Origin of the sequence: Maritalea porphyrae, from assembly GCF_027213965.1 — a bacterium.
Taxonomy (GTDB): Bacteria; Pseudomonadota; Alphaproteobacteria; order Rhizobiales; family Devosiaceae; genus Maritalea; species Maritalea porphyrae_A.
This window is the reverse complement of record NZ_JAPWGX010000002.1, coordinates 467,848-484,801: the sequence shown is the minus strand read 5'-3', so window position 1 is coordinate 484,801 and position 16,954 is coordinate 467,848. Positions and strand designations below refer to the sequence as shown.

Genomic DNA, 16,954 nt, shown 5'->3' with positions numbered 1-16,954 from the left:
ATGACTTTGAAGATTTTGCGAGGCCGCGTCTTGAGTTTCAACGACGCGCCAAAAGCACGCGACGACCAGGATTGCTACACCTATCTTGAAGATGGGGCACTGTTGATTGACGGCGGGAAGATAATGGCGCGAGGCGAATTTGCCGATATCGCCAAGAGCGCACCTGCAGATGTCCAAACCATTGATCACCGCCCGCACATCATTATGGCCGGGTTCATCGACACCCATATTCACTTCCCGCAAATGCAGGTGCTCGGTTCCTACGCTGGGTCCTTATTGGAGTGGCTGAACACCTATACCTTTGTAGAAGAGCAACGCTTTGGCGATTTGGCGCACGCCAAGAAAATCGCTGGGCATTTCTACGACGAAGTGATCCGCCACGGCACTACTACGGCAGTTGCCTATTGCTCTGTGCACACTCAATCCGTCGACGCCTATTTTGAAGAGGCGCAAAAGCGCAATATGCTGATGCTTGGCGGCAAAGTGATGATGGACCGCGAAGCGCCTGAGGCCCTAAGGGACACGCCCCAATCAAGCTATGACGACACCAATGCACTGATTGAAAAATGGCACGGCAAGGGCCGTAACCATTATGCGATCACCCCGCGCTTTGCCATTACCTCTTCGCCTGAGCAATTGGAAATGGCCGGGGCCTTGGCCAAAAAGCACCCAGATTTGCACGTTCAAACGCACTTAAGTGAAAACAAAGCCGAGATTGAATTCACCAATTCGCTTTACCCGGAAATGGGCGACTATTTCGGTATCTATCAGCACTATGGCTTGGCAGGCGAGAAATCACTTTTTGGCCACTGCATTCACCTTGAAGACCGCGAACGCGACGCGATGATTGAAACCGGCTCGGTGGCGGTTTTCTGCCCTACGTCAAACCTGTTTATCGGCTCAGGCCTGTTCAATTGGGACCGGGTTGCCGGGCCACAAGGTAAGGGCCGGATCGCCATCGCAACGGACGTGGGTGGCGGCACCAATTATTCGATGCTCAGAACGCTGGATGAAGGCTATAAAATCCTCAACCTACAGGGCCAGCGCATGAACCCGCTGACGTCGTTCTATCAAATCACGTTGGGAAATGCGCGGGCGCTGTCACTTCAAGAAAAAATCGGCACACTGGATGAAGGCACTGACGCTGATATCGTGGTGCTCAACGCCAATGCCACGCCAGCCATGCAAGTGCGTATGGAGACCGTGACGACCTTGGAAGAAGAACTGTTCCTCTTGCAAACCATTGGCGACGACCGCGCGATTGTTCAGACCTATGTGGCCGGTGAGGCCTTGAAAGCCGGCCTGAACTAACCGGGGTTATTGACCCCGCATCAAGTGCGGGGCGGTCCGGGTAGTCGAGTTTTCTTCAGTGCACCGTCCCGGCCTACGAGCCGGGACCAATCAAGATGGTGACGCTTGCGCATAGCACCATTTGGCGGGGGTGCCGGGGTAGCGCCAGAGGCGTGACGGCGGCATGAAAAATGCTCGCGAGGTGCAGGGGAACTAGCCCGCGCGGCGTGAGCGCAAAAAGTACCCGCGCGGTGTGAGCGCAAAAAGTGCCCGCGCGGTGTGAGCGCAAAAAGTGCCCGCGCGGCGTGAGCGCAAAGCAGGATGAGCCGAAACTTCGCGACAGCAGCGCGTAAAAACTCAATCCACGAAATCAAACTTATCCACGTCGAAAAGTCCACGATCTGTCATCTTTAGATGTGGGATAACGGGCAGGGCGAGGAATGCCACCTGCAAGAACGGTTCGGGCAAGACGCAACCCAAATCGTGTGCAGCTTCGCGCAGTTTCTCAAGTTCATGCGCCACGTCTTCAAAGGCAAGTTCGCTCATCAAGCCCGCAATCGGCAGTGCCAATTCGGCCACCACCTTGCCCTGATCTGCGACCACAAAACCTCCGCGCATTTCAATGATGCGATTGGTCGCCACTGCCATATCTTCATGGGTTGCACCGATCACCGTGATGTTGTGACTATCGTGACCAACGGAGGAACCAATGGCGCCGCGTTTGAGGCCAAAGCCTTTAACAAATCCATGTCCAATATTACCGTTCTTGCCGTGCCGTTCGACCACTGAAACCTGCACCGCATCTTGGGCGATGTCAGGCTGCAAAAAACCGCCCTCAACAGGCAAAGTGCCCTCTTCGCGGAAGGTGAGGATCAAGCCCGGTTTTACGCCCATCATCGGCGTCAAATTACGCCCAGGTTTCACAGGCACCTTAAAACTTTCAGCTGTCTGACGCTCTGCTTTCATAGAAAGCAGCCCAACCGGGGTAACCATTTCGCGTTTGGCAAACCGTTCATCGGTAACCAATTCGCCGGACATGATCACGTCCGAAACGCGGCATTCTTCCAAATTATCCAACAGCGCAAAGTCCGCTTTCCAGCCCGGTGCAACCATGCCGCGATCTCTTAATCCGAATATCCGCGCAGCGGAGGTACTGGCCGCGCGGTAAACGTGATGGGTGGGGCAGCCTTTGGTGATCAATCGCCGGATAAGACTATCCAAATGCCCCTCTTCATGAATATCAAGCGGATTGCGATCGTCGGTGCAAAGCGCCATGAAGCTAGATGTGTTTTCATCCAAGACTTCAGCGAGCGCGTTGAGGTCTTTAGAAACCGACCCCTCGCGGATCAAAATCGCCATGCCTTTTCTAAGTTTCTCGCGGGCTTCGGCGGCGCTGGTGGCCTCATGGTCAGTGCGGATCGCTGCGGCCAAATAACCGTTTAACGCATCACCAGAAAGCAACGGCGCGTGCCCATCAATGTGTCCGTCTTGGAACGCATGTAGCTTGTCGATCACCTCGGGCGCAGCGGCCAAAACACCGGGAAAGTTCATAAATTCTGCCAACCCAATAACATTTGGGTGGTCGCGATAAGGCAGCAGATCATCGATCAATAGTTCTGCGCCAGACGTTTCAAAAGCCGTTGCGGGCACACAAGACGAAAGGTTGATCTTAATGTCCATCACAGAACGTTCAGATGAGGCCAAAAAATACTCTAAGCCCTCACGCCCCAAAACGTTCGCAATCTCATGCGGATCACATATTGCGGTAGTCACTCCATAGGGCAAAACGCACCGGTCAAATTCAAGTGGGGTAACCAGTGAGCTTTCGATATGCAAATGGGTATCGATGAACCCGGGCACGCAAAAACGACCCGCACCATCGATTTCGTGATGGCCTAAATAGGTTGAATGGGTGCCCACAATCCGGTCAGCGACAATCGCCACGTCCGATGTGTTGATCTCGCCTGTCATTACGTCCAGAAGCTGAACGTTTTTGATCACCAGATCAGCCGGTTCTTGGTTCGCACCCGCTTTGATCATGCGGGCAAGTGTTGCTTTATCAATTTGGCTTTTGCTCATGGGCAAAAATATAATGCTGTTCGGATTTCAATGCCACTGTTTTACCAAATGCTCAAAGAAAAAGGGCGATCAAATGACCGCCCTTAAACTCAATATGCGTCAGTACCTATTGTGGCAATTGATCATCTACGCCTGCAACATAGAAGTTCAAACCAAGCAATACGCCATCTTCAGCAACTTCGCCGTCGGTCAACCAAGCTGAACCATCTTGCTTCGTAACTGGGCCAGTGAAGGGGTGCAATTCACCCGAAATGATCGCAGCTTCAGTTGCCGCTGCCATTGATTTCACATCGTCAGGCATGTTGGTGTAAGGCGCCATTTGCAAGATGCCATCAACCAAGCCATCCCAAGTTGATTGGGTTGCCCAAGTGCCGTCCATCACAGCTTGTGTGCGCTTGATGTAGTAAGCACCCCAAGTGTCAATGATGGCAGTTAGCTGTGTCTCTGGACCTGCAGCAATCATGTCGGAAGCCTGACCAAAGGCTTTCACGCCGTGCTCTGCAGCCACTTGCATAGGACCGGTTGAATCCGTGTGCTGGGTTAGAATGTCGACGCCTTGGTCGATCAATGCTTTTGCCGCATCAGCTTCTTTACCCGCATCAAACCATGTGTTGACCCAAACAACTTTCAGTTTGAAATCAGGGTTTACGCTTTGAGCTCCCAATGTAAAGGCATTGATGCCTTGCACAACTTCTGGAATTGGGAATGACGCGATATAGCCTGCAACACCTTTTTCGGAAACTTTGGCTGCAATTTGACCTTGGATATAACGGCCTTCATAAAAGCGTGAGTTGTAGCTCGTTACGTTGTCAGCGCTTTTGTAGCCCGTTGCGTGTTCAAATTTCACGTCAGGGAATTTAGCAGCAACTTCCAACGTTGGATCCATAAACCCAAAGCTTGTTGTAAAGATCAGATCACATTTTGCACGTGCAAAACGTTCAATAACCGCTGTGGCTTGTGGGCCTTCTGCAACGTTTTCAATAAAGGCTGTTTCAACCTTGTCGCCGAAATGCGCTTGCAATTCCATGCGGCCAATGTCGTGTGCCTGTGTCCAGCCACCGTCAGTTTTTGATCCTACATAAACAAAGCAAACCTTTGTTTTGTCGGCAGCAACTGCAGCGGAGGCCATACCAAGGGTCATTGCAGCAATCCCTGCAATCCCGATCAGTAGTTTTCTCATGACTTCCTCCTGTTAAATTCTGTTTGTTTCTATGTGATTCTATCGTTCAGGTACAAACGCCCGTCCCAACATGGCGGGTGTGTTGATCAAGGTTGTGCGCACATTTTGTGAGATTAAGACCAGCACAACAATGGTTGCGATATAAGGCAAAGCAGTGAGCAATTGCGAAGGCACGCCAACGCCAAGCGCTTGGGCGTGCAATTGCCCGATGGAAACCGCGCCAAACAAATAGGCACCGGCCAAAACCCGTGCAGGTCGCCATGATGCAAAAACCACCAGAGCCAATGCAATCCAGCCACGACCCGCACTCATGTTTTCAACCCACTGCGGGGTATAGACCAGCGACAAGTGACCGCCCGCAAGGCCGGCGCATGCGCCCCCAAACATCACGGCAAAATAACGATAACGCAGAACCGGAATTCCAAGCGCATGGGCAGAAATGTGGTTGTCGCCAATGGAGCGTAGAGTAAGTCCAAAGCGGGTTCTGAACAAGAACCAAGCAACCCCGATCACCAAGGCAATCGACATGTAAAAAATCGGATCTTGCCCAAACAGCAAAGGACCGACCAGTGGCAAATCTGTGAGCACTGGAATGGAGATGTTTGAAAGCTTAATTCCCGCTTGCCCAACGAAAGGCTCTCCGATGAGGCCGGACAATCCAAGTCCCAGAATAGTCAGTGCTAATCCCGTTGCAACTTGGTTTGCGGCCAAGGAAAGAGTTAAAAATGCAAACGCCAGCGAAGTGATCGCCCCAAACAAAATGGCGATCAATATGCCAATCCACGGGTTGCCCGTAAGGCTAGCGGCGGCAAAACCACCCACCGCGCCCATGATCATCATACCTTCTACCCCAAGGTTCAAAACCCCCGAGCGCTCAACAACCAACTCGCCGAGCGCGGCGATAAGCAATGGTGTCGCCGCTGTCGCAATGGTCAGCAAAATGGCTTCGGTCATACCCATTATGCGGCTCCTTTTGGAATGATCTTTGAAGCAACAAAACGGATGCGATAAAGGATTAAGGTGTCACAGGCCAACACAAAGAAAAGGATCAACCCTTGGAACACTCGTGCCACTTTGTCAGATACGCCCAAAGAGATTTGTGCGGCTTCGCCACCAAGAAATGTGAGCGCTAAAACCAGTCCAGCAACAATGGCCCCGATGGGGTTTAGCCGGCCCAAAAAGGCTACAATGATGGCGGTAAAGCCATATCCTGGGGAAATGGTGGTGCGCAATTGCCCAGATGCCCCCGCAACTTCAACAATGCCGGCCAATCCGGCCGTGGCCCCCGCCAAAAGAAAAGCGAAAAACACCATGTTCTTGGCGTCAAAGCCCGCAAACTTTGCGGCCCGTGGGCTTGCACCAATGACCTTGACCTGGAAACCCTTCATGGTTTTTGCCATTAAAACCCAAATCAACAAGGCAACCACGACGGCAATGACAAACCCAAAATTCGCCCGTCCATCCGCCGGGATCATTTCGGGGAGACGCGCAAAGGCGTCGAACTGGCGGGTTTCAGGAAAGTTCAACCCATGTGGGTTGCGCCAAGGCCCGCGCACTGTCCAATCCAAAATCAATTGCGCGATATAGACCAGCATAAGGCTTGTTAGGATTTCATTTGTTTTGAACTTGGTTTTCAAAAGGGCAGGGATGCCAGCATAGGCCATGCCGCCGATAACACCCATGATCAACATAGCAGGTAACACAAATGGTCCTGCTATCTGGGGGAACAGGACGGGCAAAATCGATCCGGCCATGCCCCCCATGATCATTTGTCCCTCAGCCCCAATGTTCCAGTTATTTGACTGATAGCAAACGCAAAGTCCTGCGCCCATCAGAATAAGGGGCGCGGCTTTAATCAGCAGCTCATGCACACTCCACATTTCGCTGACAGGTTCAATAAAATAGGCATAAAGCGCGCCAAGCGGTGGTTTTCCCAAGAAGGAAAACATGATCGCACCCGCAATTAATGCCAACGCTAGCCCGATGATCGGCGACAGGTAAGTCATCAAACTAGATGGCGTGCTGCGCTTTGTTAGTTCCAACCTCAATTTACTCTACCTTCCCCCCAAAGTGATCCTTAATCGACCTGTTTTAGGCCTGCTCAAGGGTTCCACTTGTCATTTGTAAGCCGATCTTATGTCGGTCAGTCGAGCGCGTCGGCACAAATGGCGATAGCCGACCCTCGTTTAGCGTAGCAATTGCATCCGCCACCTCAAACAATTCATCCAAGTCCTGCGAAATCACCAGAACCGCCGCGCCCTTTGCGGCTAAGTCAACCAGCCACTGACGAATATGCGCTGCGGACCCCGCATCAACACCCCAGGTGGGTTGGTTGACCACAATAATTTCAGCATCACCCATTACTTCTCGACCGAGCACAAATTTTTGCAGATTGCCGCCCGACAAGGATTGTGCCGTGGGATCTGAAGACCCTTTGCGCACGTCAAACTTTGCAACAATGTCGTCTTTGACTTTTTTGGCGGCTCGACGCGAGACAAATGGACCTTTGTTCAAGCTTTTGTCCAGCCCGTGCCGGGTAAGGATGACGTTTTCACTCAATGCAAACTCAGGCACAGCGGCATGGCCCAAACGTTCTTCCGAAATAAACATGGCGCCCAATTTGCGCCGTTTCTGAATGCCCATATTTCCAACAGGCTCGCCCTTAATCAGTATGCATTCTTCTTCGCTTACCCGTTCGCCAGAAACCGCGTCAAAAAGTTCATTTTGACCATTGCCTGCAATCCCGGCAATACCAGATATTTCACCAGCATGTAACATGAAACTAATGTCTTTTAGGGCAGTGTCGAACCCGCTTAATCCCGAGAGCGATAAGGATTTGACCTGTAGCATCACATCGCCATGGGCCACCGCAACATCGCGGGGCGAAATCTCATGAATATCTGAGCCAACCATCATTTTGGCCAAACTGATCGGGGTTTCATCCCCTGGCACGCATTCTCCCACCACCTTGCCGTGACGCAAAATTGTTGCTTCTTGGCACAGCGCCTGCACTTCAGCCAACTTGTGCGAAATGTAAAGAATGGCTTTGCCCTCGTCCGAAAGACGGCGCAGCACTTTAAATAAGTCCTCAGCTTCTTGCGGGGTCAAAACCGATGTGGGTTCATCCATAATGATGAGTTTTGGGTGCTGCAGTAAACACCGCACAATTTCAACGCGTTGCCGTTCACCAACTGAAAGATCGTGAATGCGGGCGTTGGCTTTAAGGGGAAGCCCGTAGGAGGTTGAGATCTCTTCGAGTTCTTTGGCCACTTGTTTTAGAGATTTGCCCGGTGGCAGGGCAAGCGCGACATTCTCCGCCACGGTAAGCGCGTCAAAGAGTGAGAAGTGCTGAAACACCATGCCAACACCCAAGTCGCGTGCTGCCGCTGGATTAGGAACATGTACCTCTTGGCCCTCCCAGATGATCCGACCTTCATCAGGTTGCAAGCTGCCATAGAGCATTTTGACAAGCGTAGATTTGCCCGCTCCATTTTCACCCAAGAGCGCATGAATTTCGCCGGGCAAAATCTCCAGCGAAATCTGATCGTTTGCTTTGAACGATCCGTAATATTTTGAAATGCCTTCTAGTTTTAGAAGGACCTCCCCCTGATCCAATGCCTCGCCCCCGTCATATTCGTGTGAATATTTCGAGTAAAGTATGTCGACAATGATTTAAAGAGGCAAGCGGAGTTTGACCCAGAAATCAATTTTTTTATCAAAAAGTCAAAAAAATTGATGTGCTAGACTTTGTACCCGATGCGCAAGCCGCCCCAGTGGCGTCCACCGACGTAAATTGGAGCTGAAACGTCCTTCATGAGCGCGAATTTGCCTCCGCCCATATCGCGTCGATAGGTTTGCAATAGGAAAGGCTTTGTGCTTTGCCCCGCAGAAAGCCCAGTTCGATCATCGAAGATGCGACGGTTGCGACAGTTTGCAGCGTTCCACACCGGATCGTTACTTTGGGGTTTTGAATAGATTGAATTGTGGGTGGGTAAGTACCCATTTGTATCAACCGCCGCACAAAACGCCACCCTTGGGTCGAGCTTAAGAACGCTGTCTTGCAACCCGAGCAAGCGCGCATCTGTCAAATCAAGATATCGGGTGGTTAATTGCTGTGGATCAGTGCCAGCTATTGGGCGGTAGTTCTGATCAAACAGATCCGACTGGCTGACTTCGCGTCGCTCTATTGCATTTTCAAATATGCTAGAAATTTTTGCTGCAACTTGCTGGGCGGCGTCAATAAACTTGCTGTCTTCGGTCTCAACGCCACTATTGACGATGAACTCCATCAAGTCTTCGCCAATTCCCAAAATGGTGTTTGAGCGGCGACCGGCAACGCTTAGTCGTTCATTGCTTTTTTGCAGAGTGCCATCCAAGCTTCTAAGTTCTTCGCTTATGGATTTTGCCGCTTGTAGGTTCTCAGCAACTGGCTCGGTCATACCTTGAATGTCTTTGACCATGACGCTTACTGAACTAACCAACTCGTTCAACTGCTCGCCGGTGCGCGCAGCCTCGCCTGCTTCTTTTATAGCAGCGGTTGCCAATTCAACATTTTCTGCGCTGCGGCCCTGCAATCCGTGCAAGATCTCCATCAGCTTTTCAAGGTTCCGCGCATTCTGATTAGCAAAGCCCTGGATTTCATCGGCCAAGGTTTTTACCGCTGTGGCAATAATCGCAAAACCCTTGCCGCTTTCCCCAGCTCTGGCTGCCTCAACGCTTGCGTTGAGTGAGAGTAATTGGGTTTCCCGTGCGATCTGGGAAATTGAGACGGAGGCGGATTGGACTTTTTTGGCGGTCACATCGACCGAACTCAGCGTATCCCGAAATTCAATGGCGTTTTCGCTGAGGACCCGCATTTTTTTTGCGCTGCCCTCAACTGTGGCTGCTACTTTTTCAGCGCTATAGCTCAAGACATCCCGCGCGCGATCAGCAGACTGCTTTGTTTCGCCCATCGAGGCAGACAATCTTTGATTCGCACGATCCATTTGTTGGGACGCGCTGACCGCTGATTGAATGTATTTTGCCTGCGCTTGTCCGATCTCACTCAGATCGGCCACAATGCCATTTACGTCAGCAATTTCAACGCCTAACTTAGATGCGCGTTGTCCAAGTTCACCCAGGTTCACACTGCCAACATTTTCGATTTCATCGCGCGCTTGCGCAAGACCAATAGTCATCAAATATCTCCACCTTGGCAGAGAATGGCCTGAATATGGGTAATAAAGTGTTTACGACAAAATAAAGGGGCCAAATGGCCCCAGTATTTATGCAAGTTTACTTCACGTTTTTCTCGACTAAGAGAAGATCAACAGTGGTTTTTCTAAGAGTGATTTAATGCGCTGAATAAAAACCGCAGCATCCCAGCCATCAACAACACGATGGTCAAAGCTTGAGGACAGGTTCATCATCTGGCGGGGCACAAATTTTTCCCCGTCCCAAAAAGGTTTTGTCTCCATTTTATTGACCCCAATAATGGCGACCTCTGGATGGTTGATGACAGGCGTGGTGACGATGCCACCCATTTTGCCAAGCGAAGTAATGGTGATTGTTGAGCCAGATAGTTCTTCACGCTTAGCGGTGTTGTTGCGCGCAGCGTCGGCCAATCGTAGTATTTCGTCTGCGCTGTTCCAAAGCCCAAGATTTTGCACATTGCGCACAACAGGAACCATCAAACCATTGTCGGTTTGCGCCGCAATGCCAATATTGATGCTCTTATGTTGGTGAATGATGCCATTTTCGTCATCATAATGGGCATTAATGCCCGGTTGGTCCTTGATCGCCAGAACCATCGCCCGCATCAAAAACGGCAGCAAAGACAATTTTGGCTGCCCTTCTTCGCGGGACGCGTTGAGATTTTGCCGCAACCCCTCAAGTTCAGTCACATCGATTTCCTCCACATATGTAATGTGGGGAATGCGCGATTTCGCCCGGCTCATTTGTTCAGCGATTTTACGTCGCAGGCCGATAACCTTGACTTGAGTTGTCTCAGCATCCACCGATTTTTCATATGACGTCATGGCGACACCACTGGACTGCTGGCTCAGCAAGTGCCGATCAAGATCTTCGTGGGTGATGATGCCGTCCGGTCCTGTTCCCTTGAACTTAGAGAGGTCAAGATTAAGGAACACCCCGCGTTTTCGCACTGCAGGGGAAGCCAAGACTTTGCCGCCCTCTGACACTGCCAATTGCTGACCTTGCGGTGCTGTATTTGTAGGGGGGACAATCGGGTTGGTGGCCGCTGGCACTTCAGGCAATGCTGGTTGTGCTGCGTCTGGCGCAGGTTCAATTTGTGCGGGTTCTGCTTGTTGATTGCCTTCGCCAAGCACCTCAATCTTAATCAGGTCCGCCCCAACAATAACCGTATCCCCAATCTCAGCGCCAAGCCAAGAAATGGTACCTTGCACAGGCGAGGGAATTTCCACCGTGGCCTTGTCGGTCATCACCGCGCCGATAATGTCGTCTTCGGCGACCACATCGCCAACTTCAACACTCCATTCTACCAGTTCAGCTTCTGCTACACCTTCGCCCACATCGGGCAACTTAATGACATGAACACCCATTATTTTGCCTCCAATGTAGCTTTAAGCGCTTTGCCGACACGTTTTGGCCCGGGGAAATAATCCCATTCTTGTGCGTGTGGGTAGGGTGTGTCCCAACCAGCTACGCGCTTTACCGGCGCTTCTAGGGAATAAAAACAGTGTTGTTGCACAAGAGCGGCCAACTCAGCGCCAAAGCCTGAAGTCAGTGTTGCCTCATGCACCACAACGCAGCGGCCGGTTTTTTCGACAGATTTAACAATGGTGTCCAAATCCAGCGGCAAAAGAGAGCGCAAATCGATGATTTCGGCGTCAATGCCTTGCTCACGGGCTGCGGCTTGTGCCACATAAACCATAGTGCCATAGGCTAGAATTGTGACGTCGGAACCCTTTTCCACCACATTGGCTTTGCCAATGGGCACTGTGTAGTGCCCCTCAGGTACTTCGCCCATTTCATGTTTTGACCAAGGGGTAACGGCCAATTCGTGGTGGCCATCAAAAGGACCATTGTAAAGCCGTTTTGGCTCTAAAAAGATCACCGGATCGTCGTCTTCAATCGCAGCTATCAGCAATCCCTTGGCATCATATGGATTGGATGGGATAACCGTTTTCAATCCACTGACATGGGTGAAGATCGCCTCTGGACTTTGCGAGTGGGTTTGTCCGCCAAATATACCGCCACCCGTAGGCATGCGGATAACCATGGGGCAAGTGAACTCGCCGTTTGAGCGGTGCCGCATGCGTGCGGCCTCAGATACGATTTGGTCGTATGCGGGCAGCACATAATCTGCAAACTGGATTTCAATGCAGGGGCGCATGCCATAGGTCGCCATGCCAATGCCAGCGCCCACAATGGCGCTTTCGTTGATCGGCGCGTCAAAGCAACGGTCCTTACCGTATTTTTTTTGCAAACCATGGGTGCAGCGAAAAACACCGCCGAAATAGCCCACGTCTTCGCCAAAAACCACGACTTTCTCGTCTTGGCCCATTTTCACGTCCATCGCATCGCGGATGGCTTCAATCATTGTCATGCGTGCCATGATCTAACCCTACTTCTCAAATTCAATGCGTTGACGAACCAGATGTTCTGGCATTTCTTTGTAGACACCCTCAAACATCTTCTCAGCATCCGGCCCATGGCCTTTGTTGAGCGTGCCGTAGCTTTCGGCCTCTTTTTGAATGCGGATGATCTCGCTTTCAATTTCAGCCTGCGCTTGAGTGTGACGCTCCTCACTCCAATCGGAATGCAAGATCAAGTGCCGTTTTAGGCGTTCGATTGGATCGCCCAGCGGCCAAGCATCGCTTTCGGTTTGTGGTCGATAAGCGCTTGGATCATCAGAAGTTGAGTGCGCAGCAACGCGATAGGTCACCCACTCGATCAACGTGGGGCCAAGGTTGCGTCGGGCGCGTTCTTGCGCCCATTTTGAAGCCGAAAGCACAGCCAAATAATCGTTCCCATCGACACGAATCGATGGGAACCCATAACCAAGGGCGCGAGCTGCGAATGTGGTGTTTTGACTACCCGCAATCGCATTGGAGGAGGAGATGGCCCATTGGTTATTCACGATGTTCAAAACAACTGGGGGTTTATAAACCGATGCGAACAGCATGCCGGAATGAAAGTCTGTTTCAGCAGTGGAGCCGTCGCCGATCCACGCCGATGCAATTTTGTCGTCGCCCGAAATTGCAGATGCCATGGCCCAGCCAACCGCTTGCACATATTGGGTGCCCAAATTGCCTGAAATGGTGAAAAATCCATGGTCTTTGAACGAGTAAAGCGCGGGCAATTGGTGCCCATCCAGGGGGTCTTTTTCGTTCGAATAGATTTGGTTCATCATGTCGATCAACGGGCATTCCGCCGCGATCAACAATCCCTGCTGTCGATAGGTGGGAAAGTTCATGTCGCCGGGGCGTAACATGCGCTGGAAACCTGTGGCGATCGCTTCCTCGCCCGTACATTGTACATAAAAGGATGTTTTGCCTTGGCGCTGGGCAACCTGCATGCGCTGATCAAACACCCGCGTAACCATCATGTCTTTGAGGCCGCGCAATAAGGTGTCGTTGTTTAAATCATCACCCAAAAAGTCAGCCCATGGGCCAACAGCTTTGCCGTTACGATCTAGAATACGCACAATCTTATAGGCCATGTCGCGCATGTCCTCTGCCTTGGTATCAAGGTCCGGACAGCGCGTTTCACCCGCTTTGGGAATTTTGATGTGCGAAAAGTCAGGCTTGTCACCCGGGCGCCCCGGAGGCTCCGGAATGTGAATACTCAGGGGGCCTTTTGACCCGCCCTCAATTTTGTCTGCCATAAATCCTCCAAACCTGCCGCAAAGGTTGGGCACGCCGCCATCAAAGTGTACATCAATCCGGGAGAATTAAACGTCAGTTAAGCTGACCTATCTTTTGAACCCTAGCTCCCCCCGGGCCATCTTTACTATTTTGAACATTTCCAGCGCGGTTTTTCACTAAAGTATGCTGTGCGACAGTCAATTTTTGAGTATAATCACCAAAATCATAATACATATTAGGCAAAAAATGAAGCTCGATGCACTTGATAGAAAGATAGTCGCTATTTTGCAGCAAGAAGGCCGCATTCGAACGATTGATCTTGCCGAACGCATTGGTCTGTCCCCGACGCCCTGCGCCCGCCGCATTGTGCGTCTGGAAGAAGAGGGGGTCATCACCGGGTATACGGCCACCGTTGATCAAGACAAAATGGGATTGCCCATATCTATCTTTGTGTCGGTTGAATTGGAAAATCAAGGCGCGGAAGCGCTTCAACGATTTGAAAAAGAGGTGGTGTCATTCGAAGAGGTGATGGAATGCTTCATAATGACCGGTAGTCAAGATTTTTTGATGCGTGTGGTGGCTGCAGATCTCGCCTCTTATGAGAAATTTTTGCAAGAAAAACTAACCCGGGTGCCCGGCATCCGCATGATCCGCTCACGTTTTGCTTTGCGTCGCATCGTCAAGCGTAATCGCCTGCCAGACCCACGCTAAGAGGTAACTTCGACCTTTGGGGTAAATACATAGCCGGCACCATAAACGGTACGGATCAATTTTGGATTTTTTGCCGTGTCCTGCAATTTTTTGCGCAACCGTGAGACTTGTGCATCGATGGAGCGGTCAAAAGCATCGCTGTCTTCTGCATAAAGATCCATCAATCGATCGCGCGACAAGACCTTGCCAGGTGAAGAGACAAAGATTTTGAGCAGCCGTGCGTCTGCGGCACTCATTTGTTCTTTGTCACCCACAGGGCTGACCAATTCAAGCGTTGAAAAATCAGCATGCCAATCGGCAAACACCACTTTTTCCAACCGCTCACTTGGGGCCGCCGCTGCCATCTTTTCAACCCGCCGTAATAGACTGCGAGCCCGGGCCGCCAACTCAATGGTGTTAATCGGTTTGACCAAATAGTCGTCGGCGCCAAAATCAAGCCCCAACACGCGGTCGCCTAACGCGCCGCGACCGCTCACCACAATGGTGGGAATGTCCATTTCCCCCAGCGTGTCACGCAACAAAGTCAGTGCATCGCCGTCCGGCAAAGACAAATCGATGATGCAAAGATCAGGTTCGCTCTGTGCCAATGCCTTGTCGAATTCGGCTATGGTGCCAAATGAAGTGATCGCAAAACCATGCGCTTTCAACTCGCGCGCATAGAGCGCTCGAACGTCCGCGTCATCCTCCAAAATATAGATGATTTTGCCACTCATTGGATTGTGTTACTCACTCTGTCGCATCCATATTGGCATAATTGCTCCGCGCAATTTGTGCATGTTGGATCGCTTCAATCAGCTTATGTTGCTCAAATGGTTTGCGCAACACAGGGTGTTTAATGCTTTGGTCTTGGTCGAAGTGCGCCTGCCCCGTCATCAACACAATCGAGGTGAGCGGCAACCGCTTTGCCACAATTTGCGCCAGTTTTACGCCGTTGGTTTGCCCGGGCATGGAAATGTCAGACAGCACCAAGTCAAAACCGTCAATGGTCTGCAGTAGCTCAATGGCCTCGTCGCCGTTTTCCGCTTCCATTACTGAAAACCCAAGTTCAACAAGTTCTCGTCGCAGGACCGCACGCACTTCATCTTGGTCCTCGACCAATAGGGCCATCTGACCTTCAAATTGCGTCGAAAACTCCGGTGCCAGTGGTTCGTTTTCCTGCGGAGCCTCGCGAACCTGTGGGATTAAAATGGTAAAAACTGTTCCTTTGTCGGCTTCACTTTGTACGCCAATGTACCCACTTGAAACCTCAACAAAACTTTGTGCCATCGATAGCCCAAGCCCGGTGCCACCCGCTTCGCCCCGGGTTGAAAAAAACGGATCGAAGATTTTCTTTTGCACCGCTGTTGGCATGCCCGCCCCATTGTCCTCACAACTGATTTCAATGTAGTCGCCCGGAATTAAACCGAAGCGCTCCGCTTGGATGTTGCCAAGCGTTACAGCGCGCAGCATCAGGCCAATATGCCCCTGTTCTTGTTTGTGGGCGTCGTCAATGGCCGCCTTTGCATTGAGCGCCAAGTTCAACAGCGCGTTTTCCATCTGCCCGGGGTCGACCTTGGCAAATAATCGCTCGCCTTCCACCACCATATTCAATTCAATGCTGGAAGGGAGTGAGGGTTTAATGAGTTCGCGAAGCCCATCAAAAACCTCGTGCACATTGACGATACGCGCATCCAACGGTTGCCGGCGGGCAACGGTCAACAATTGGCGGGTCAATTCGGCACCACGTTTCGCCGCCCGCAGGGAAGGGTTGATCATCTCTTTGATCAATTCCGCATCTTCAACCCGTTCGGCAAGCGGCCGCAAATTGCCCAAAATGATGGTCAAAAGATTATTGAAATCATGAGAAATGCCACTCGATAACCGCCCAATAGCCTCCATTTTTTGTGCTTGGCTAAGCGCCTGCGCGGCGGCGCGCTGCTGAGTGAAATTAATGGAAAGCACATAAAAACCACGAACGGTTTTATCGATCCTAAGGTCTGGTCGCAAAAAGGTGCGAATGTCTAACTCACGCCCATCGATATGATTGAAATCCAAATCAAACTCGGTGGCCTCACCAAGCTTTGCGCGGGCAAAATAGGGGGCCGAAACCTCATGAATTTCTCGCGCCAAAATCTCATGGGTACTGCGCCCCAAAACCTCATCTACGTTTAACCCATAGCTTTGCGCAAACCGCCGGTTGACGAACTGAAACACCTCATCCTGATCAAGATAGGCAATGCCCGCAGGTACCTCGTTGGCGATTAGGCGTAGCCGCTCTTCGGACCGACGAAGGTCGCGCGTTTGCTCGTCTATCCGGCGCTGCAGTTCAATCTCGTAGTGGCGTTGTTGGGTGATGTCCGTGTAAATTGTTGCAAAACCGCCCTTGGCCAACGGCGCGCCGCTTACCCTTATTACCCGGCCATTTGGTCGCACCCGTTCAACAGTGTGGGCACGAAACTCGCGCGCCACCCGAATCCGCTCTTGCACCTGCTCTTCAACATCGCCGGGCCCATATTCGCCATGTTCTGAATTGTAGCGAATAACATCTTCAAAGGTGGTGCCGCGCGTGAGCAATTGTTGGGGCACGTCCAACAATTCCCCCAATCTCTTGTTGGCAAAAACCAGTTGCAAGTTCTTGTCAAACACAGTGATGCCCTGGTCGATGTTATCAAGCCCAGCTTCGATTTGAATAAGCAATTCAACAGCTTGGGCGTCGTTGAGTTCAGGGCGCTCCGACACATTCCTCTCCCTCTGTTGCGCTTGTCACAATTGCGTACAATTTGGGCAAACTCTTGCAAGAAGAACTGCCTATAAGAGTGCCAAGGACGTTGCGCATCGGTTGCCCATAGACGAAACTCAATTTCGCATATCGGTCAAGAACTAAAAA

The 16,954-nt window shown here is 51.4% G+C and carries 13 protein-coding genes; 2 read left to right on the top strand and 11 right to left on the bottom strand.

Features of this window, described 5'->3' with window-relative positions; translation table 11 throughout:
- Positions 1-1,311, top strand: coding sequence for a guanine deaminase (guaD, locus tag O4H47_RS07075; RefSeq protein WP_269393254.1), 1,311 nt, complete (start codon positions 1-3; stop codon positions 1,309-1,311).
- 336 nt (positions 1,312-1,647) lie between these two features.
- On the opposite strand, the gene ade is transcribed toward guaD, so the two are convergent.
- From ade to O4H47_RS07030, 9 genes are all read right to left on the bottom strand, one after another.
- Positions 1,648-3,369, bottom strand: coding sequence for an adenine deaminase (gene ade, locus O4H47_RS07070; protein ID WP_269393253.1), 1,722 nt, complete (start codon positions 3,367-3,369; stop codon positions 1,648-1,650).
- Positions 3,370-3,475: 106 nt separating this feature from the next.
- Positions 3,476-4,549 (bottom strand): BMP family ABC transporter substrate-binding protein, encoded by a 1,074-nt coding sequence (locus O4H47_RS07065; protein ID WP_269393252.1) that lies wholly within the window; start codon positions 4,547-4,549, stop codon positions 3,476-3,478.
- Between the two features lie 39 nt (positions 4,550-4,588).
- Positions 4,589-5,509, bottom strand: a complete 921-nt coding sequence (locus O4H47_RS07060; RefSeq protein WP_269393251.1) for an ABC transporter permease — start codon at positions 5,507-5,509, stop codon at positions 4,589-4,591.
- The gene (locus O4H47_RS07055) at positions 5,509-6,597 is read right to left on the bottom strand and encodes an ABC transporter permease (protein ID WP_269393250.1); all 1,089 of its coding nucleotides are present in this window, start codon (positions 6,595-6,597) and stop codon (positions 5,509-5,511) included. Before O4H47_RS07055 ends, O4H47_RS07060 begins: the two co-directional genes overlap by 1 nt.
- A gap of 43 nt (positions 6,598-6,640) precedes the next feature.
- Entirely contained in the window at positions 6,641-8,164 is a 1,524-nt protein-coding gene (locus tag O4H47_RS07050; RefSeq protein WP_269393249.1) for an ABC transporter ATP-binding protein, read from the bottom strand.
- Between the two features lie 125 nt (positions 8,165-8,289).
- Complete coding sequence (locus tag O4H47_RS07045; protein WP_269393248.1) at positions 8,290-9,726, bottom strand: methyl-accepting chemotaxis protein; 1,437 nt, start codon at positions 9,724-9,726, stop codon at positions 8,290-8,292.
- 117 nt (positions 9,727-9,843) lie between these two features.
- Entirely contained in the window at positions 9,844-11,109 is a 1,266-nt protein-coding gene (locus O4H47_RS07040) for a dihydrolipoamide acetyltransferase family protein (RefSeq protein WP_269393247.1), read from the bottom strand.
- Positions 11,109-12,125: an alpha-ketoacid dehydrogenase subunit beta gene (locus O4H47_RS07035; RefSeq protein WP_269393246.1), complete on the bottom strand. Its 1,017-nt coding sequence runs from the start codon at positions 12,123-12,125 to the stop codon at positions 11,109-11,111. The genes O4H47_RS07040 and O4H47_RS07035 overlap by 1 nt, the downstream gene beginning before the upstream one ends.
- 9 nt (positions 12,126-12,134) lie before the next feature.
- Complete coding sequence (locus tag O4H47_RS07030) at positions 12,135-13,397, bottom strand: 3-methyl-2-oxobutanoate dehydrogenase (2-methylpropanoyl-transferring) subunit alpha (protein ID WP_269393245.1); 1,263 nt, start codon at positions 13,395-13,397, stop codon at positions 12,135-12,137.
- Between the two features lie 226 nt (positions 13,398-13,623).
- Between O4H47_RS07030 and O4H47_RS07025 the strand changes: the two genes are divergently transcribed.
- Complete coding sequence (locus O4H47_RS07025) at positions 13,624-14,088, top strand: Lrp/AsnC family transcriptional regulator (protein ID WP_269393244.1); 465 nt, start codon at positions 13,624-13,626, stop codon at positions 14,086-14,088.
- Here O4H47_RS07025 and O4H47_RS07020 read toward each other — a convergent pair.
- Together O4H47_RS07020 and O4H47_RS07015 are read right to left on the bottom strand one after the other, a co-directional pair.
- Entirely contained in the window at positions 14,085-14,801 is a 717-nt protein-coding gene (locus O4H47_RS07020; RefSeq protein WP_269393243.1) for a winged helix-turn-helix domain-containing protein, read from the bottom strand. The two genes, O4H47_RS07025 and O4H47_RS07020, sit on opposite strands and share 4 nt — an antisense overlap.
- 13 nt (positions 14,802-14,814) lie before the next feature.
- Positions 14,815-16,806, bottom strand: a complete 1,992-nt coding sequence (locus tag O4H47_RS07015; RefSeq protein ID WP_269393242.1) for a PAS-domain containing protein — start codon at positions 16,804-16,806, stop codon at positions 14,815-14,817.
- Positions 16,807-16,954 lie beyond the last annotated feature (148 nt).